The 17622-nt window shown below is 37.2% G+C and carries 21 protein-coding genes; 8 read left to right on the top strand and 13 right to left on the bottom strand.

Translation table 11 applies throughout. The annotated features are described in order from the left end of the window. Positions 1-62: 62 nt before the first annotated feature. Together J2S77_RS08975 and mutY are read right to left on the bottom strand one after the other, a co-directional pair. Entirely contained in the window at positions 63-290 is a 228-nt protein-coding gene (locus J2S77_RS08975) for a gamma-type small acid-soluble spore protein (RefSeq protein ID WP_306976602.1), read from the bottom strand. 79 nt (positions 291-369) lie between these two features. Beyond that, entirely contained in the window at positions 370-1452 is a 1083-nt protein-coding gene (gene mutY / locus J2S77_RS08970) for an A/G-specific adenine glycosylase (RefSeq protein ID WP_306976600.1), read from the bottom strand. Positions 1453-1489: 37 nt separating this feature from the next. On the opposite strand from mutY, the gene J2S77_RS08965 reads away from it, so the two are divergent. Next, entirely contained in the window at positions 1490-2467 is a 978-nt protein-coding gene (locus J2S77_RS08965; RefSeq protein ID WP_306976598.1) for a metal-dependent hydrolase, read from the top strand. 700 nt (positions 2468-3167) lie between these two features. Here the strand turns inward: J2S77_RS08965 and J2S77_RS08960 are convergent. Continuing rightward, positions 3168-3500 (bottom strand): YfhH family protein, encoded by a 333-nt coding sequence (locus tag J2S77_RS08960; protein ID WP_306976597.1) that lies wholly within the window; start codon positions 3498-3500, stop codon positions 3168-3170. A gap of 82 nt (positions 3501-3582) precedes the next feature. On the opposite strand from J2S77_RS08960, the gene J2S77_RS08955 reads away from it, so the two are divergent. Next, positions 3583-4239, top strand: a complete 657-nt coding sequence (locus tag J2S77_RS08955) for an SDR family NAD(P)-dependent oxidoreductase (RefSeq protein WP_306976595.1) — start codon at positions 3583-3585, stop codon at positions 4237-4239. Between the two features lie 19 nt (positions 4240-4258). Here J2S77_RS08955 and recX read toward each other — a convergent pair whose 3' ends face one another. Next, positions 4259-5077, bottom strand: coding sequence for a recombination regulator RecX (gene recX / locus J2S77_RS08950; RefSeq protein WP_306976593.1), 819 nt, complete (start codon positions 5075-5077; stop codon positions 4259-4261). A gap of 67 nt (positions 5078-5144) precedes the next feature. On the opposite strand from recX, the gene J2S77_RS08945 reads away from it, so the two are divergent. From J2S77_RS08945 to J2S77_RS08925, 5 genes are all read left to right on the top strand, one after another. Beyond that, entirely contained in the window at positions 5145-6050 is a 906-nt protein-coding gene (locus J2S77_RS08945; protein ID WP_306976591.1) for a TIGR01777 family oxidoreductase, read from the top strand. Positions 6051-6348: 298 nt separating this feature from the next. Beyond that, positions 6349-6900 carry a GNAT family N-acetyltransferase gene (locus tag J2S77_RS08940; protein WP_306976588.1) on the top strand — a complete coding sequence of 184 codons (552 nt, stop codon included), beginning with the start codon at positions 6349-6351 and terminating at the stop codon, positions 6898-6900. A 109-nt stretch (positions 6901-7009) separates the two neighbouring features. After that, a complete protein-coding gene (locus J2S77_RS08935; protein ID WP_306976586.1) occupies positions 7010-7198 on the top strand; it encodes a PLDc N-terminal domain-containing protein in 189 nt (62 codons plus the stop codon). A gap of 3 nt (positions 7199-7201) precedes the next feature. Continuing rightward, positions 7202-8110: an ABC transporter ATP-binding protein gene (locus tag J2S77_RS08930; RefSeq protein ID WP_306976585.1), complete on the top strand. Its 909-nt coding sequence runs from the start codon at positions 7202-7204 to the stop codon at positions 8108-8110. Further along, positions 8110-8883, top strand: a complete 774-nt coding sequence (locus J2S77_RS08925; RefSeq protein WP_306976583.1) for an ABC transporter permease — start codon at positions 8110-8112, stop codon at positions 8881-8883. Before J2S77_RS08930 ends, J2S77_RS08925 begins: the two co-directional genes overlap by 1 nt. Positions 8884-9027: 144 nt before the next feature. Here J2S77_RS08925 and J2S77_RS08920 read toward each other — a convergent pair whose 3' ends face one another. The 9 genes from J2S77_RS08920 to J2S77_RS08880 all read right to left on the bottom strand — a co-directional run bounded on the left by J2S77_RS08920 (position 9028) and on the right by J2S77_RS08880 (position 16242). Continuing rightward, positions 9028-9585, bottom strand: coding sequence for a hypothetical protein (locus J2S77_RS08920; protein WP_306976581.1), 558 nt, complete (start codon positions 9583-9585; stop codon positions 9028-9030). Continuing rightward, entirely contained in the window at positions 9569-10120 is a 552-nt protein-coding gene (locus J2S77_RS08915) for a PilN family protein (protein ID WP_306976579.1), read from the bottom strand. Before J2S77_RS08915 ends, J2S77_RS08920 begins: the two co-directional genes overlap by 17 nt. Next, positions 10120-11082, bottom strand: coding sequence for a type IV pilus biogenesis protein PilM (gene pilM, locus J2S77_RS08910; protein WP_306976577.1), 963 nt, complete (start codon positions 11080-11082; stop codon positions 10120-10122). Before pilM ends, J2S77_RS08915 begins: the two co-directional genes overlap by 1 nt. A 13-nt stretch (positions 11083-11095) precedes the next feature. After that, positions 11096-11848 (bottom strand): prepilin peptidase, encoded by a 753-nt coding sequence (locus J2S77_RS08905; protein WP_306976576.1) that lies wholly within the window; start codon positions 11846-11848, stop codon positions 11096-11098. Between the two features lie 103 nt (positions 11849-11951). Further along, positions 11952-12341: a type II secretion system protein gene (locus tag J2S77_RS08900; protein WP_306976574.1), complete on the bottom strand. Its 390-nt coding sequence runs from the start codon at positions 12339-12341 to the stop codon at positions 11952-11954. 14 nt (positions 12342-12355) lie between these two features. Beyond that, positions 12356-13564, bottom strand: coding sequence for a type II secretion system F family protein (locus J2S77_RS08895; protein ID WP_306976572.1), 1209 nt, complete (start codon positions 13562-13564; stop codon positions 12356-12358). Positions 13565-13585: 21 nt separating this feature from the next. Beyond that, positions 13586-15283, bottom strand: a complete 1698-nt coding sequence (locus tag J2S77_RS08890) for a GspE/PulE family protein (RefSeq protein ID WP_306976570.1) — start codon at positions 15281-15283, stop codon at positions 13586-13588. A gap of 48 nt (positions 15284-15331) precedes the next feature. Beyond that, a complete protein-coding gene (locus tag J2S77_RS08885) occupies positions 15332-15829 on the bottom strand; it encodes a type II secretion system protein (RefSeq protein WP_306976568.1) in 498 nt (165 codons plus the stop codon). Further along, positions 15826-16242 carry a type IV pilus modification PilV family protein gene (locus J2S77_RS08880; protein WP_306976566.1) on the bottom strand — a complete coding sequence of 139 codons (417 nt, stop codon included), beginning with the start codon at positions 16240-16242 and terminating at the stop codon, positions 15826-15828. The genes J2S77_RS08885 and J2S77_RS08880 overlap by 4 nt, the downstream gene beginning before the upstream one ends. A 34-nt stretch (positions 16243-16276) precedes the next feature. On the opposite strand from J2S77_RS08880, the gene J2S77_RS08875 reads away from it, so the two are divergent. Further along, on the top strand, positions 16277-17611 hold the full coding sequence (locus J2S77_RS08875) for a PulJ/GspJ family protein (protein ID WP_306976564.1): 1335 nt from the start codon (positions 16277-16279) through the stop codon (positions 17609-17611). The last annotated feature ends 11 nt before the right edge of the window (positions 17612-17622 follow it).

Here is a 17622-nt window from a genome sequence, read left to right as displayed (position 1 = left end):
GAAGAAGCACTCCATATACCAGGAGTGCTTCTTCCCACATGATGCATGATTAAATCATGTCATTATTGGTTTTGTTGGTTTTGCTGATTTTGTTGCTGTTTCTTCTGTTGAGATTGTTGATTTTGACGCTTCACTTCTTGTGCGTCTGTCTCAGAAGCAAATTCTTGCTGAAATTGACCTTGCTGAGCTTGCTGAGACTGTTGGTTTTGTTGCTTAACTTGTTGTGCGTTAGTTTGCGCAGCTTGCTGGTTTGGTTGTTGCTGCGCTTGACGTTGGTTCTTCTTAGCCATTGATATCACCTCCGCATTGATTAATCTAACCAAGATAGCGGTGTGTTATCCAAAATATCATTTCCAAAAAAATCTAATTTCAAATCAGTTTATTGAGCACTTTTTGTTGTACATTGGGTAATGGATAAGTTTTAATCAACTCATCATCAACCCATTCACCATCCATATTTGGGCGGTCTTGATCAATAATGTCAGCCTCTAAAATGTCAACTTCCCATATAACGTGTGAAAACACATGTTTAACACGTCCAAGATGAGATGTTATCTTAATCGACACACCATATTGTTGTTTTAACCATTCAATTAAAGATACTTCTGTAAACTTCTCTTGAGAATATAATGGAAATTGCCAAAGACCGGCTAGTAATCCATCATCAGGGCGTTTTTCAATAAAATAATTTCCCGTGTCATCACGTAAAATAAGATTAAAATAAGTTTCATGTTTTTGCTTTTTCGCTTTTGTTTTAATAGGCAGTTCTGTTTGCACCCCTTTAGCATAAGCTTGACAGTGTGATTGGACAGGACATTGATCACATTTCGGATTTTTAGGTTGGCAAATTAGTGCTCCTAATTCCATCAATCCTTGATTAAAAGCTGAAGGATCTTCCTCTGAAATAATTTCACGAATAATATCTTCAAATACCGTTTTTGTTTTCGGTTTGGCAATATCTTCATCAATCTCTAAAATACGGGACATGACACGCATAACATTACCATCAACGGCAGGTTCTGGTTGATTAAATGCAATACTTAAGATCGCACCTTGCGTATACGAACCGACGCCTTTTAATTTTTTTAATTCTTTTTTGTCACTCGGGACTTGGCCATCATATGTAGATACGACTTCTTTTACAGCATCATGAAGGTTACGAGCGCGAGAATAATAGCCCAAACCTTCCCACGCCTTTAAGACATCTTGTTGGTCTGCGTGTGCCAGTTCATACACAGTCGGATAATGATTCATGAAATGTTTAAAATAAGGAATAACTGTGTCGACTTGAGTTTGTTGTAACATAATTTCAGAGACCCAAATATGATAAGGATCTTCTGTACGGCGCCAAGGTAAATCCCGCTTCTGATGGTAGTACCAGTTAATAAAGTCATTTCTGAATGCTTGACCATCAAATAAAACGGGTATGGATATAGAGGACTTATTAGACATACTTATCACCTAACTTATTCTAAGGAGGTATAAACCATTGGATACGGCAACCCACATCACTATGGGCGTCGCCATCGGTGGGTTGGCTACAATAGACCCCGCCGTTGAACAAAACCCCGAGCTATTTCACGCCGTTTTTATTGGGGCCATCATTGGTTCACACGCTCCTGATTTTGATACATTTTTTAAATTTAAAGATAATGCAACTTATATACGCCATCATCGCGGCACATCACATTCTCCATTAGCTGTTTTATTATGGAGTTTGATTGTAACGCTGCCATTATTTCTAATCTTTCAAGATGCTTCATTCAGTCATCTTTGGGGTTGGATTTTATTATCTGTCATACTTCATGTGTTTGTCGATATATTTAATGCATATGGAACTCAAGCATTAAAGCCTTTTGTGAATAAATGGATAGCACTCGGATGGATCAGTACATTTGATCCGTATATATTTGGTTTATTTTCAGCAGGAGCCATTGCATGGTTACTAGGAGCGGACCCTGTCGTTACGTATGGCACCATATTTTTTGTTGTTTTCTTATACTATATTAAACGATTTCTTGATAAAAAAGAAATCACCGATATTTTACAAAAGCACTTCCCAAGTGCAACTAAAATCATCACACAACCAACTATTAGACATAATGAATGGCGCGTAGTCATTGAAACACCTAAATTTTATTTCGTTGCGGATTATGATCACGGCCACATTGACATTAAGGACACATTTGAAAAACGGGATTACCCAGATTCAACTGAAATGAACGCAGCCTTTCAAGATGAGAATGTTAAATCGTTTAGAAATTTCTCTCCCGTTTATCGACACGAAATTGAACGTCATGATGATTATACTGAAATTCGTTTTATCGATTTACGTTATCGCAGAGACGGGCATTATCCATTCGTGGCAGTCGTCACTTTAGATAAATTTTATAACATCTTAACATCTTATACAGGTTGGATTTATTCCGAGGAGAAATTACAGAAAAAACTTGAATCATTGACCTAGCATAAATTGAGAAGAAATAAAGAAGTGTGATGAAAATAAGTAGTGCAATACTAATCAAAAAAATATAAATAGTTAATAAAATAGCATATCAATTGCGTATTGATTGATATGCTATTTTTTTGTTATGATACCAACATTATCATATGAATTGACAGATTATTTAAAAATCAGTTATATAAAGAACAGATTATTGGGTAAAAACTTAAAATCAATAATATATTTACAACTAATAATGAAACCAACTAATTAACCTACATATATTTTATGAGTTTATACGAAATACAAAGACACACACTTCTTATTGTAAATTGAAGATAAGAAAGACATAAAGGAGATTATAAAATGTTTGGTATCTTACAAATGATTGCAGTCTTTTTAATGCCTATACTATGTATTGTATTTGTATTAAATACTGTCAGTTTAGCGTTGAAAATAAAAAAAGGCAAAGAGAATATCGCAGGAAATACAACTTGTATTACAATTACGTTTACACTCATCATGTACTCCTTAGTTAGTTTAATGATATCATAACTTATTCAAGAAACAGGGCTTTCGTTGAACAATACGATATAAAATTAAAACTTAATATTCTTTATTATCGAAATTGACTAAAACTTCTAGTCCTCCACAAATAAAGTCCAACACTGTCCAATTTCACAAAAAAACTGATAACCAAATAATAGGTTATCAGTTTAAATGATTAATCTAACCGATCGATTAAAAGTGCAATTGGAAGGGCTTCTTCTTCGTTTACAATTTCACCTTGTTTTGTTTTTCTTGTTCCCCAAGCAAAAACGCCATTCATATAAGCAATCTCAAATTTTTCCGACGGTGAACCGTTGATTTCATAAACTTGACCACGACGATATTCACGTGGATTAAGCATGTACGATTTAGCCATCACGATTTTTCGTTGATGGACTGCGTATTCATTGACCATGCCTAGTTGTTCAGCTTTCTGTGCTTTTTCCGTTAAGTCAGCAATTTCTTCACGTAATTGCTCAACTGTATATTGACTATAGCGACGTTGCATGACAATTCTCCTTTCAACTTCATTTACATCTTATCAAATTCAAGGCATAATAAAAATACTTATGAATCAAGGAGGCATTATCATGAAGAAAGCACTTATTACGGGAGGCGGCTCTGGTTTAGGACAAGCTTTAGCCTTACGCTACGCTAAACAAGGTTATTCGATCTATTTAGTCGGCCGTACTGAAAATAAATTAGCTGATACAAAAGAACAAATTGAAAAACAAGGTGGACAAGCTGAAACATTAACTGCCGATATCACTAATTGGGATTCAGTTCAATCACTCGCAAAGCAAGTTGGACCGATTGATTTATTGATTAATAATGCAGGTGTCGGATTCTTTAACACCATCGAAAATCTTGAAAAAAATGAAATCGATACAATGGTTGACGTTAATGTGAATGGTTTGATTTATACCACCAAACATTTATTAGATCACGTTATCCAAGCGAATGGTCGCATTTTAAATATCATTTCAACAGCTGGTCTATACGGAAAAGTTCAAGAATCAGCTTATTGCGCAAGTAAATTTGCTCAGCGTGGTTTTACAGAAAGCTTACAAAAAGAATTAGCTGATGAAAACATTGCTATTTCAGCCGTCTATATGGGTGGCATGAACACGCCATTCTGGGATGACAGTGACTATATTGACGATCCATCTGTCCTTCCTTCTCCAGACGATTATGCGAAGCAAATTGTCGAAAAAGATGATGGCCGTGCTGAAATTCATGTTGAATAAAGTAAAGCAGGGAGAGTGATTATGACTCTTCCTGCTTTTTTTCTTCAATAAATTGTTGAACATGCTCACCTTGGAAGCCTTTCTGAAATAAGGCTGCTTTGACTTTTTGTTCAAGTGTATAACCTTCATGTTTGCGAGCATATTTACGCCAAGCTTTCTCACCTTGGTAGTAAACAGCCGCTTTTTCATCATCTTCATCAGCTGACAAATCAATTGATTGAACAGCAATATCAATCGCTTCACGCGAAAAACCTTTTTGCATCATGGCTTGTTTAGCTTGGTTAAGTTGTTCTCGAAACGATTTCTTAGAATTAGCTTGCATTTTTTTATTTATTAAATTGACTAATTTGTCGACTTCATCTTCCTGCGAGTATTGGGTTAACCCTTGTTCTATCTGCTCCTCAGTCAATTTCTTCTGTTTAAGCTCTTGTCTAATTTTATTAGGGCCACTTGATGAGGTATTCATTTTAGAACGCACATAAACTTCGGCAAATGCCATATCATCAACAAGGCCTTCTTGTTCCAATCGATTTAGAACATAATCAATATCTTGCTGACTCGCTTCTTTTTTAGATAAATAATCGATAATTTCTGATTTTGCACGCATTCGGTAGCTTAAATAATTGATTGACAGGGTATAGTACTTGTACATGGCATCTTGCTTTTGGATTTCGTTCATATCATCATCCGATAGTTCCATCCCTTTTCGTAAAGCGTAGCGAACTAATAGATCTTCATGTACACCAAAAGCAAAGACTTCTTGACCCTGTCGTTCGATAAAAATATTGAATCGATCTTGATGCTTTTTTTGTTGCGCAATTTTACTTATCTTGACCATCAGACAGGTCACCCCTAACGTTGAACTATACCTATTATAATACAGGATTCAAAGGAGGTACATCCGTTTGAAAATTGTAATCGCAGGCGGAACAGGCTTTGTAGGGCAACATCTCGTCGATCATTTCAGCTCAAAAGACGATGAAATTATTATTTTAACGCGTAATCCCAACAAGTATCGGTCAGATCATAACATCCACTACATCGAATGGTTAACACCAAATGGTCAACCAGAACTTGAAATCGGCTATGCTGATGTATTTATTAATTTAGCTGGTGAATCATTGAACAGCGGGCGATGGACTGAGGAAAGAAAAGAACGTATTTTAGAAAGCCGTATGACAACAACACGTGAGCTCATTCGGATCATGGGAGCGATGCAACAGCCTCCCCACACATTTATTAATGCTTCAGCTGTCGGCTATTATGGCACATCAGAAACAGATATTTTTACTGAACAGACCCAACAACCCGGAAATGATTTTCTCGCTGAAGTTTGTGATATGTGGGAGAAAGAAGTTGACGAAGCCCAATCTCTAGATATTCGTGTGGTTAAAACACGTTTTGGTCTCATATTAGATGGCCATGATGGGGCACTACCGAAGATCGCCTTACCGTATCAATTATTCGCTGGCGGCCCGCTTGGTTCAGGCGAACAATGGATGTCATGGATTCACATTTACGATGTGGTCAAAGGCTATGACTGGGTGATTGAACATAGTGAGATTGAAGGGCCTGTTAACTTTACTGCGCCTAATCCGAAACGTAATAAGGAATTCGGAAAAGTACTCGGTCAAGCGTTAAAACGTCCATATTGGATTCCAGCACCATCATTCGCTATTCGAACAGCATTGGGTGACATGAGTACACTCTTATTAGAAGGACAGTATGTTTATCCAAAAGTCCTCCTTGAATCTGGTTATACCTTCCACTTTCCGACTCTAAGAGAAGCCTTAGAAGAGGTCTATCAATAAACTATTAATTGGCAACAAAAATTTTTTCATAAAATGATAAAAACCTATATGCAAAATGACAAACCTGTTGTAAAATTTGTTTAGTCAAAGTAAAGGGAAGGCAAATGGTGCGCCACTGCTCGAATATGAGTGGTTCTAGTGGGTTCGATTCCCACCCCGGATTTTTGTTTATGTGCATTGAATGCAACTTCTTGATTAAGATGTGCAATTAATAAAAATTCGAGGGTGGTCGCGCCCACTGCCTACGCCTGTCGTAAGCATCACCCTCGTAAACTATGTTGTTTAGGGGGTATTTTTTATGCTTAAAAAACGTGAAACACACGATGTGCCGGTACTGTTCCCACTTTTGAATGATGAGGCTGTTAGACCTTTTGTACGGGAAGTCGCGAGTTCCACCGAGGAATATTACTTTTTCATTAATCAAATGAATCAACGGGAAGAAAATGGCGAATTAATTTCTCGTACGATATTAGATGAATTCGAATCACCTGTTGGGGCTATCTCACTTTACGATATTGAGGATGGAAAAGGGTTTTTAGCCACTTGGTTAGGCAAGCCATTTTTCGGCCAAGGGTATAATCAATATGCGAAAGAGTTGTTTTTATCGGAAATATTCTTACAATGCGATATAGAAGTGGTCTTTTTGAAAGTGAATAAAGTCAATCACCGTTCCATCAAAGCCGTCCATAAATTAGGCTATGCTACGAAAGCGAATGAAACGTATCCTCAAGTTTATGAACAAATTAACCAATGGGAGAAAAATTATGATCTGTTCGCAATCTACAAAGAAGCCTTCATGTTCTATTTGAACGATCAACATCAAGCTGAAATTAGTGAATTAGAAGCGTAAAACTTGGCCTTCTTACCTTAACGTAAGAAGGTTTTTTATATTAATTGCCAATAATATTGAAAAAACTTCGGCATTATCGGTTATAATGGAACTAAAAGGGGAGATTCTTTTGGACGATTTAATCATACAACTAATTTTGCCATTAGTGATTTTACAGCTAATCTTAATCGTTGTTGCCCTAGTTGATCTGCGTCGTGTCGATGAAACACGTGGACCTAAATGGGTATGGATCTTAATAATCATATTCGGAAATCTCGCTGGGCCGATTATTTATTTTATCGTGGGAAGGAAGGGATAAATAATGTCAATTATGTCTGCGAATCATCTCACAAAAATATTTCAAAATCATACGGTTGTCGATGATTTATCATTTACATTAGAAACTGGTAAATGTGTTGCCCTTCTCGGCCCAAACGGTGCTGGTAAAACCACAACACTTCGTATGTTAGCTGGCTTTATTAAACCAAGTCAGGGTAACATTCAATTTGACGAAGAACAGTTTACGAAGGATATTCGTCACTATGTTGGCTATTTACCACAATATCCTGTCTTTCATAATTGGATGACTGGAGAAGAATTCTTAATTTATGTAGGTCAACTCGCTTATCTATCAAAAAACGATGCTAAAACAAAGGCACAGGAACTGCTCGACCTTGTCAGACTAGGTGATGACAAACAAAAACGAATCGGGAAATATTCAGGTGGCATGAAGCAGCGACTAGGGATTGCGCAAGCTTTAATGCACGACCCTCAATTAATTATCCTCGATGAACCTGTTTCATCTTTGGACCCAATTGGTCGCCGAGAAGTGCTTAATTTAATTCGTGAACTGAAAAAAGACGCGACTATTCTTTTCTCAACCCATATTTTAAACGATGCGGAAGAGGTTAGTGATGATATTTTACTTTTAAACCATGGCAAACTTCTAAAACAAGGCGCCATTCATGAGATACATAGTCAACAAGAAACGAAAACCATTTATCTAGCGTTTCAAGACGAGCCTAAGTTTATTGAAGAACGCTTAAAAGAGATTAATTCGGTATTTAACATTAAGCGGGAAAATGCAGGGTTTGCTATTACTGTTCATGATGTAAATGAAGCAAGATCGCAATTACTGGAGGTTATTCAATCAGAAGGTTGGAATTTAACGAAATTTGAAGTCCTAACATCATCACTTGAGGATATATTCATAAAGGCGGTGACTGAATAATGCAATGGCAAACCATTTACAAAAAAGAAATGCTCGACCATTGGCGTCATTTCAAGTGGATTTGGGTCCCTATTGTCTTTATATTATTCGCCGTTATGGACCCTTTAACCGCTTATTTTATGCCTATTATACTAGAATCGGCTGGCAACGTTCCAGAAGGGGCTACGATTGATATCCCAAACCCTTCCGTTGGTGAAGCTATGATCATGAGTTTTAGTCAGTTAAATATGTTAGGCGTCTTAATAGCTGTTGTCATATCAATGGGACTGATTTCACGAGAACTCAGCACAGGGGTGTATGAACTAATCTTATCTAAGCCCGTTCGCTATAGTCATTATATTACAGCTAAATTCACAGCTATGATGACACTCCTAAGCGTGTCGATCATCATTGCACTTATTACAGGATGGTATTATGTCACCGTTTTATTCGGAGATCTTGCCTTTACTCAATTGTTGACTAGTGCTATCTTTTATATATTTTATTTCATGCTTATCTTAAGCATCGTGATGGTCTTCAATAGTTTTCTAACATCGCCTGGGCTTGTTGCTTTTCTGTCTATATTTACAGTCGTCGTTTTAAACGCGATCACGTCTATTTTTGATCATGTCATCACTTGGAGCCCAATGTTGATTTCAGATTATATTGGTACCTACTTTTTCTCAGGTGAAATCGAAACGGACCTTTATTTCAGTACAGGTATCGCTATCATCATCAGTCTTCTATTATTATGGTTATCCATTTTCCTGCTCAAACGACAGGAAATGCACTAACATTGTTAAACAATGTGCCACCTTTGTTCGATAATCCAACGAGAATGTTAGACAATCTAAAAGAACTGTTAAATAACTAGGTGGAAATGTTAATTACGTTGCCAAATAAGAAGGCTTTCGCCCAAATTCATGGCGAAAGCCTTCTTATTCTTCTTCAAACTGATAAGCGAAAATTGTCAATGTCACTTGAAAGGTGTAGTTTCCATCATTTTGCTGGAGTCGTACACTGTTTAATTGCGCTAATCTCGCATCTTGTTCAATTCTATTAATAAACTGCTGGAACAATTGACGAGAACCTGTAGACCCACTCAGTTCCATTGATAAAACGTCAATCATTTCTTCTGAGCTCACATCGCTAAACCATTCATTCGCAGAAACTCGATCATCTTGTACAAAGTTTATCGTTTCAATCGTAGTACTTGTGGAACCACTTGCATCATTCAATAAACGAATGGCGCCATCTTCATTCAATGATCTTGGCAATCGGTCGCGCAATGTATCAACATTAATATCTTCCTCTGCTTCCTGATTCTCTAATGAATCACTGAGAGCTGTTTGACGTCTATTTTCAAAATCTATATCATCTGATAATTCTTGATTCGTCTGTTGTAAATCAAAAATGACATAGTAGTAGAATGCACCACCAGCCAATAGTAAGACTGCCATTCCGACTAAAATCATTCGCTTATTCTGCTGCGTCATTGTTTCCCTCCTCTTCTGTTTGGAGGTACACTGTATAATTCGTTAAATAATATTCCTCTGATTCCATATAATCAATGGTTCGAATCTTCACATCATGGAACGATTCAATCTCGCTTAAATCCTGATAAAATGCTACTGCGTTTTCATTTGATTCAGTCTGAACCGTTAATTCAATGACACCTTCTTGTTCATTAAAAGCTATTAAATCACCATTACGAGGGACATAACCCGTGATCGTTTTTATAATTGGTTCCATTTCTACCATAGCCTCTTCCATCTGTGTCACTAATCGCTCTACTTGCTCAGGTTGTTGTTCGGTGCCATCACCTTCTAATTCAGACTGTAACGCGTTATTTTGTTGCTTTTGTTGTTGTAACTCTTGTTCTAATGAATCATGATCTTGCTGCAGCGTCCATGTCCAATAACCGAATCCACCTACAAGTATCAATGTCACCACGAGCATGATTACTATCGGTAATATCCCTGTTCGATTCTTCTTTTCTTTTTTTGGCCTTAAATTAATATCTGGTAACATTATAGACCACCTTTTAATGCCATGCCATAAACCATATGAAAACGTGAAGCCACTGTCATTCCTTTAGGTCCAACGACTTGTTCATCTTGAATTGTTACAACTGGCGTTTCAAACCGCTCTTCAAGCGTAACCATAATGTCATCTAAATAAGGATGATCACCAGTGATTGCAATCTGCGTAAACTGTTGTTCATAATTTTGAATCATATATTGATAGAAACGTTCAACACGTTCGACTTCTATAATCAAATCTTCCAATTCATCCAACACAGTCTCTTGATGAAAATCTTCCTTTAACAATGTAGGACCTAGTTGATCGATTGTTTGGTCACTGGAATCTAAATCAAATTCTTGCAAGAAAATAGGCGTATGAAAACGAAAAGCGCTAAATGTGACTTGATCCACATTATAATTAATTAATAATAAATGATCTTCATTCGAAACAACACTATGACTATAGAGAACTCGATAAAAGCTTAGTGGTGAAATGTCGATTGATTCCACACGCATTCCTAAATCATTTAAAATTTGAGTGTACTGATTCGCAATTGAGCGATCAGTCGAGATTAAACTGATTTCGTGTCCATCTTCTAATTCTTGTATATAAACCGTCTCAAAAACGGAGTCATCAAAAGGCAAATGAATCGTATCTCCTAAATGAAACTGAATATGATTCCAGATATCATTTTTGGCAATGTTAAGTGGCAACACTTCTCGGCGAATAAAAACGAGTGAGTCTGGCATAATGAGGCGAACTGTTTTTCGTTTTAAACGCCATTTTTTCAAACATGTCTTTAATACGCGTTCAAATTGCTCACGATCTTCAATCACGCCACCTCTAATGATACCCGCTGGAATATAATGTTCTCCCATCCGCTCGATTTGATTATTATCCCGACGACTTTCTGTATAACGAATCACATAATCTCTAATCTCAAGATTAACGACTTGTTTCTTAGTCATATATTTCATCCACCTATAACATTAAAGATAAATACCAATTGATTAATGAATCACCATAAAAATAAGCCACTAAAGCCCCTGATGCGATGAACGGACCAAACGGAATAGGTTTTCCTTTTTCCACTAAACCTAAACCCATTAAAGCTAAACCAATCACCGTCCCAATGACTGAAGCAAGCATCAGGGTGAGTAATGTCTTTTCAACACCTAGAAACAACCCTAGCACCGCAAATAATTTAATATCACCGCCACCCATGCCACCTCGACTGACGATCGCAATGAGAAGCAATAAACCAAATCCTAATAAAGCCGCTAAATAACCATCATACCATGGGTCAGTTGGCATCCAAATTCGCCACGCTATAATGATCAAAGCAAAGGCAACTAATATACGGTCAGGGATCAACTGCTTATACCAATCACTGATCGTAATAATGACCAGTAAACTAATGAATAACCACGCTAAAAAGAGTTCGATGTGAAAGCCAATATGAAAAAAAGCGAAAACGAATAACCCACCTGTTAACGCTTCAAAAAACGGATAAATAGGTGAAATATTCATGCCACATTGTCGGCATTGACCTTTTTGAAATAAATAAGAAAACACGGGGATGAGTTCGTAACTCCTGAGTGTATGACCACATCTCGGGCAGTGCGACCTGGGCGTCACAATTGATTCGTCGTCAGCTACACGCATACCAACCACATTATAAAACGAGCCTAATACAAGGCCTAAAACGAATATGTAAAGAGTTATCCAAATCACCTGTCATCAGTCCTGTATGATTTAATAGATTGAGAGTATGTTTATGGTAAAAAAGCGCGGTTAGACCGCGCTTTAACTACCACTCACCAGTTGAATCTGACTCTTAATTTCTTTCCATGTCATTAACCTCACTAACTGATTCACCATCAAAGTTAATCGTCACGTCAGACATTGTTATTTCACCCGAGATCGTCGGTTGGCCTCCATCTAATCCGCTCACAGTTGGAGTTCCTGTAAATGTAGAATTATCAATATAATCGCTACTTGCTAATTGCTCTACCCCAACAGACTCAACATCATTCGTCGTCGCATACAACTCCGCAGCTTCAATTACGTTAATCGCAGTTGATTTCACAGAATCATAACGTGAATCTTCAATTACGCCAGCAATAGCTGGTACCGCAATTAAAGCAATAATACCTAAAATTACAATGACAGCTAGTAATTCTACCAGTGTAATACCTTTCTGATTCTTAAAGATGCGTTTAAACATCCTCCCACTCTCCCTTAATTAATTTGATTAAATAGATCAAACATTGGAATCACAATAGCAAGCACAACGACTCCAACGATCAATGATAAAGATACGATTAAGACAGGCTCTAGTAATGACTTAAATTGTTCCGTCGCGGTGTCGACATCTTCTTCATAGAAATCTGCAACTTGTTCAAGCATGTCAGGTAAAGCATTCGTTTGCTCCCCGACTTCAATCATTTGTGTGACTAAGTATGGAAATGCCCAATGCTCTCGCATAGGTGTAACCATCGATTGTCCTTTTTTTAAAGAAAGTTGTGCTTCGTCTAAGATTTCTCGAATCACTCGGTTACGAATAGTTTGTTGAGTCAATTCAATTGCTTGGATAATAGGTACATCGTTATATAATAATGAGCTTAATGTTCGTGACATTTGTGCCATGTTGGACTTTATTACTAAAGTCCCAAAACCTGGAATTTTTAATAAATAATAATCGATCTTATAACGACTTTGCTCCTGTTTAAACAACATAATAAACATAAGTCCGACTAAAATCGATGATAACATAAGTATGTGCCAATAACTAGTCATAAAGTCACTAGTTCCTAGAACAAACTGCGTAATCAACGGGAGTTCAGCATCAAATTGTTCAAACATGCTGACAAACTCCGGTACAACATAGATCATTAAGAATATGACAACAGCAATAGCTACTACAAATACGGTTGCTGGATAAGAAAACGTCGATTGAATCTTTTGCTTGGTCTTATATTGTTTCTGATAATAGCTTGCTAGTTTTTCTAACGTTGCTTGCAATGACCCACTACTTTCACCACTGTGAACCACATTGATAAAAATATTCGAGAAAATATGCGGATGTTTTTTCAAGGCTGCTGTTAAAGAGTTCCCTTGGCGCATATCAATTTCGATATAATATAATGCTTCTTTTAAATATTTTTGCTTCGTTTGTTCACGTAAGATACTTAATGATTTCACAATCGTCAAACCCGCTTTTAATAGGGCAGCAAATTGTTGCAAGAACACAACAAAATCACGATTTTTCACCGGACTTCCAAAATAAATGTCCTTATTCCAAATCGTGCTTGGGATTTCTTCAATTGTTTCTATACGCAATCCTTCATCACGTAAGCGAGCTTTAGCCAGCTCTGCATTATATGCATCAAGCTTACCTTTTCGATGCTCACCGTTATAATCAACGGCTTCATATTTAAAAGAAGCCATTATGATTCCCCCATCACTCTATTACTCTGAGGCAACACGATAAACTTCTTCTAACGTTGTTTCACCGCGTTCAACCTTCCGTAATCCATCCTCGAACAATCGTGTGAACCCTTGCTGTTTCGCAATTCGTTCGATTTCAATTTTGGTTTTGCCATCTAAAATTGCTTCACGTATAGCCTCATCAATTAATAACACTTCATGAATGGCTGTTCTGCCACGATAGCCTGTATTATTACACGTAGCACAACCGCTACCTTTCTTGACCTCGTCTAAATCAATGCCATATCGATTAAACACATCTCTCTCTAACTGACTGATCGGTCGAGTCGTTTCACAATCCTCGCAAATCGTTCGAACAAGTCGCTGCGCTACAATGCCATTAACCGATGTACCAACTAGAAACATCTCAACATCCATATTTACCAAACGATTGATCGCGCCTGTCGAATCATTTGTATGTAATGTACTCAGAACGAGGTGACCTGTGATCGATGCTCGTACTGCCATATTAGCCGTTTCACCATCACGAATCTCACCAACCATGATAATGTCCGGGTCTTGACGCAATAATGACCGCAATCCTGAAGCAAACGTTAAGCCAGCGTTAGAATTGACTTGGATTTGATTAACACCTTCCAATTCATACTCCACAGGATCCTCTAATGTAATTAAGTTCGATTCTTCTTCGTTTAAGTGTGTGAGTGCTGCATACATAGTCGATGTCTTACCAGAGCCAGTTGGACCTGTTAGTAATACAATGCCATATGGCTTTTCAATCATCGTACGGAACTTGTTTAAATTATCCGGTTCGAAGCCGATTTGATCCATTCGATTCGAAACCGACATCGTATCGAGTACTCGAATCACCACTTTCTCACCGAATATCGTTGGCAACGTACTGACACGTAAATCGACATCACGCCCTTCGACTAACCGTTTAATTCGTCCATCCTGAGGAATTTTTTGCTGTGTAATATCTAGATTAGCCATAATTTTAATGCGTGTCGTCAATGAAGACTGGACACTTTTGGCCAAAAATTGTTCATTTCTTAATGCACCATCAACCCTTAATCGCACAACGACTTGCTCTTCTTGTGGGTCAACGTGAATATCACTTGCCCCTTCAACAACAGCCTGTTGGATGAGTTGATTCATCAACTTAACGACCGGTGAGGATTCTTCTTCTAATGACAAGTCTTGACGATGTTCTTTAGGCGCTTCCTCATCAAATTCATCAGTAAAATCTTCACGTTCATACATCTTCATGATGCTTTGACGAATTTCATCTTTGATCGCAATCACTGGTTCAATCTTAAAACCTGTCTGCAGCCTTAAGTTATTAATCACGAAATAATCCAGTGGGTCAGCCGTTGCGATATACAATCGATTACCATCACGTTTAAGTGGAATCACATTGTTATCAATCGCAAACTGCTTGGGTACTAGATTTAAAATAGACCGGTCAAATGGATAGTTATTCAAACGTTCGTGTGAAATATCCAGTTGTTGCTGTAAGACTTCGATCAATTGCAATTCCGTTATGTAACTTTCTTGAATCAATCTATCTCCTAATTTTTGATCAGGCGATTTTTCTTCAAGAGCTTGGCTTAGTTGTTGATCATTGATAAAGCCTTCTTGTTTTAACAACTCACCTATGCGTAATCTTTGTTTACGTGGCACAGATAACGTCCTTTCTACCGTGGAAATAGCCCTTTTCATCTATATTACTAATTATACGTGCTTTTTCTTTTAAATGCGACATTATTATCAGTTAAATTCTAGTTCGATTGTTTTAGTTCCTGTTTCTTCCTCATCATCCAAAACCTCATTTTCTAAAACAGGCGTCACAACAAAATCGACTTCGATTGATTGGCCTTCAACTGAAATCGATCTGATCTCTGTTTTAAACCCATTTTCTTCTCCAACATCAATTCGAACAGAATCCTCCAACCCTTTGGTACGCATGGCTGAATTTAATTGCTCACGAAAATAAGTAACGATACTGTCGGAATCTACATTACCCTGTTCAAGCCAAGACTCCGTATTTTCCTTAGCAGTATCACGACTACCCTCGATAACAGAATGCGTAAATTCGACACCCATATCTATTAAGGCATTAACCTGTGTGTATTCCTCAGACCGTTCGAATTGTTTAGCACTCGTTGTGATATTCGACATAATCGAAGGAATCATCACACCTATAATCGCGATAGTGATTAAAACGACAATTAAAGCAGCACCGTTTTGTTCTTTTAGCATCTTCAAGATCCATCACCTTCCTGAATATACCCAAATATCGTAGCTCTGGGCTGCTCTTGATTTTCAAGTGATTCGACTACTTCGATTTTAACTTGTTGTAAATCGAGCTCATTTTCTAGTTCAGCATGTTCGTTTTCATCAATTATTGTTATGATAGGAAAATAGTCTCGATTATTTACAGTGAATTCAGAACGATTTAATGCATCAATCTGGCTCTGGTCTTCTTTAATTTCCGTTAACACATTTTCTGCAACGGTAACAGCTGTTAACTCGTCTTCAGTTTGAGTAGATAGTATAATAGATTGTGAGAAGAAACCAATAAACGAAGTCAGCACGATGGTTAGAATGACAATAGCAGCTAAGACTTCGATTAAAGAAAATCCTTTATGGTTTTGTATAATCTTTTTAAATCGTTTCATTTTTTATACCTCTCACAATAAATAGGTGATTTTAATGATCAATAAATATCTTAAGCAACAAAAAGGTGTCACACTTGTCGAAGTTTTAGGAGCTTTAGCGATTCTATCAATCATATCGATTTTAGCATTCAATGTACTCGGTAATACCTTTCAGTACAATGAGAAAACGCAAGCACATACGGATATTAGACAAGAGGCGAACTACATCATTACCCAAATGCGAGAATCTCATCAAACAAATCAAAATGACTATGAAATTTGTACGAGTACATTTGAACGTTCAAATTATGTATTTAATGAATTTATGATTAATCATAACCCTATTAATGGATCATGTACAACCGTAGATGCAACAGAAACTCTCTCAGTTTCATTTATCATCATGAATAATCAAGACCAGCAATTTGAAGTGAACACAAAGATTCACCCTAAAGCTGAACGAAACCGAGAAGAATTGGTTTCAATTACGATCCCAGATCAAAGTGTCGACATAATCGACTACATTCGCGATGAAAGCGTGTTTGTTTATTCTAGTAATATCTCTGTTGATGGCAGTGCGAGTTTCTCCAGTGCTAATGGGAAAATGGTCATAAATAATAATACCCCATCTGACTTATCATTTAACACGGCAGGACAAATTTCTGTTAACGAAATTCATATAAATAAACCTAATCAACAAGTGAATGTCAATTCTAGCTCTGAATTTGGCGTAAGTGGCGTCACTTCTCTTATTAACATCCGTAGTCATTTAAATTTAAATAATGGTGGTACAACAATGAATGCTGAGGAAATTTATATTGATGGGGATTTGACTTTTGGAAGTAGCACTGTCGTTAATGCCGATACAATGTATGTCAGTGGCGATGTGATCTTTAATAATTATTCGGCAGATATTAATGCTGATAACATTTATATAGGCGGCGACATTATTAGTAATACTAATAACTCAGAGCATCAACAGTTACGAACAGGCGAGTTCGATGCTTCTAGCTATCCAGATATTCCACCTAATGACTTACCAGAATTAAGAGATAAAAACTGGTATACCGAGAACAATTACGTTAATTCGGGCACCTTGAGTGACAACGACCGTATATTTTCTACTGGTGATGTCAATGTTCATACACATAACCGTAACCCTTCTGATTTTATCATTATTGCAGGTGGTGACGTCACAATCGACACGAATTGGTCTGAAGTGGAAGGCCTAATTGTCGCACCTAACGGTAGTGTTAGTTACGACGGGCCTAAATTCTCAGGTGTTGTAATTGCTAGGGATGGTTTTAATTTAGAAAATGGCGGGGCATCTGCTGAATTTAGAAATATCAATGAGTACCTAGACGGTCTAGATGAAATACCATTCAAATAAAAAGACAGAGG

This window comes from Alkalibacillus salilacus, from assembly GCF_030812915.1.
Taxonomy (GTDB): Bacteria; Bacillota; Bacilli; order Bacillales; family Alkalibacillaceae; genus Alkalibacillus; species Alkalibacillus salilacus.
Note: the sequence above shows the minus strand (reverse complement) of the source record. Positions and strands in the feature narration are given on the sequence as shown.

What these genes read in the sequence shown, in the direction of transcription:
- J2S77_RS08895 (WP_306976572.1), bottom strand. Translation starts at nt 13,564, where the DNA reads ATGGCTTCTTTTAAATATGAAGCCGTTGATTATAACGGTGAGCATCGA.
- J2S77_RS08880 (WP_306976566.1), bottom strand. Translation starts at nt 16,242, where the DNA reads ATGAAACGATTTAAAAAGATTATACAAAACCATAAAGGATTTTCTTTA.
- J2S77_RS08960 (WP_306976597.1), bottom strand. Translation starts at nt 3,500, where the DNA reads ATGCAACGTCGCTATAGTCAATATACAGTTGAGCAATTACGTGAAGAA.
- J2S77_RS08955 (WP_306976595.1), top strand. Translation starts at nt 3,583, where the DNA reads ATGAAGAAAGCACTTATTACGGGAGGCGGCTCTGGTTTAGGACAAGCT.
- J2S77_RS08890 (WP_306976570.1), bottom strand. Translation starts at nt 15,283, where the DNA reads ATGAAAAGGGCTATTTCCACGGTAGAAAGGACGTTATCTGTGCCACGT.
- J2S77_RS08975 (WP_306976602.1), bottom strand. Translation starts at nt 290, where the DNA reads ATGGCTAAGAAGAACCAACGTCAAGCGCAGCAACAACCAAACCAGCAA.
- pilM (WP_306976577.1), bottom strand. Translation starts at nt 11,082, where the DNA reads ATGACTAAGAAACAAGTCGTTAATCTTGAGATTAGAGATTATGTGATT.
- J2S77_RS08920 (WP_306976581.1), bottom strand. Translation starts at nt 9,585, where the DNA reads ATGACGCAGCAGAATAAGCGAATGATTTTAGTCGGAATGGCAGTCTTA.
- J2S77_RS08900 (WP_306976574.1), bottom strand. Translation starts at nt 12,341, where the DNA reads ATGTTTAAACGCATCTTTAAGAATCAGAAAGGTATTACACTGGTAGAA.
- J2S77_RS08930 (WP_306976585.1), top strand. Translation starts at nt 7,202, where the DNA reads ATGTCAATTATGTCTGCGAATCATCTCACAAAAATATTTCAAAATCAT.
- J2S77_RS08940 (WP_306976588.1), top strand. Translation starts at nt 6,349, where the DNA reads ATGCTTAAAAAACGTGAAACACACGATGTGCCGGTACTGTTCCCACTT.
- J2S77_RS08925 (WP_306976583.1), top strand. Translation starts at nt 8,110, where the DNA reads ATGCAATGGCAAACCATTTACAAAAAAGAAATGCTCGACCATTGGCGT.
- mutY (WP_306976600.1), bottom strand. Translation starts at nt 1,452, where the DNA reads ATGTCTAATAAGTCCTCTATATCCATACCCGTTTTATTTGATGGTCAA.
- J2S77_RS08915 (WP_306976579.1), bottom strand. Translation starts at nt 10,120, where the DNA reads ATGTTACCAGATATTAATTTAAGGCCAAAAAAAGAAAAGAAGAATCGA.
- recX (WP_306976593.1), bottom strand. Translation starts at nt 5,077, where the DNA reads ATGGTCAAGATAAGTAAAATTGCGCAACAAAAAAAGCATCAAGATCGA.
- J2S77_RS08875 (WP_306976564.1), top strand. Translation starts at nt 16,277, where the DNA reads ATGATCAATAAATATCTTAAGCAACAAAAAGGTGTCACACTTGTCGAA.